Raw genomic sequence first — 505 nt, forward strand, 5'->3', positions numbered from 1 at the left:
GAAACTTCTTTGATTATCACCATGATGCTGAAAGAACAGGGCGCAAAAAAGGTGATTGCCAAAGTCAATCAGGATCTTCATGCTAAATTTCTTCTTTCCAACGGCGCCGATGCCGTCATCTATCCCGAACGTGACATGGCGCTGCGCACTGCGATGAAATACAGCGCCGCCAGTGCCTTTGACTATCTGGAACTTTCTTCTGATTACGGTATTTTTGAAATTGCGCCGCCAAAGTCCTGGATTGGACACAGTCTTAAAGAACTGGAGATACGAAAAAAATACCGACTCAATGTCATCGCTTATAAAGAAAACGATGTCATCAAGGCGGTAGATTCCCAAGATTTTATTTTTAGGGAAACCATGCACCTGCTCATTGCCGGAGAACGGCAAAACTTTCAGCAGTTTGTGAAAAAACATGCCAGCTTATTTTAGCAGCAGCTTCACTGCATAATCCAAAATGCGCGGCGTGCGCTCATACAAATCCTCTTTGTATACTCTCTCCGTC

1 protein-coding gene is annotated in these 505 nt (G+C 44.4%); it reads left to right on the forward strand.

The window, feature by feature from the left end; all coding sequences use genetic code 11:
• Positions 1 to 432: TrkA family potassium uptake protein (locus D1841_RS18585; protein WP_166554425.1), on the forward strand; the 432-nt coding region annotated here is incomplete at its 5' end.
• Positions 433 to 505: the final 73 nt, after the last annotated feature.

The organism is Neglectibacter sp. X4 (assembly GCF_009917365.1).
Lineage (GTDB): Bacteria > Bacillota > Clostridia > Oscillospirales > Acutalibacteraceae > Acutalibacter.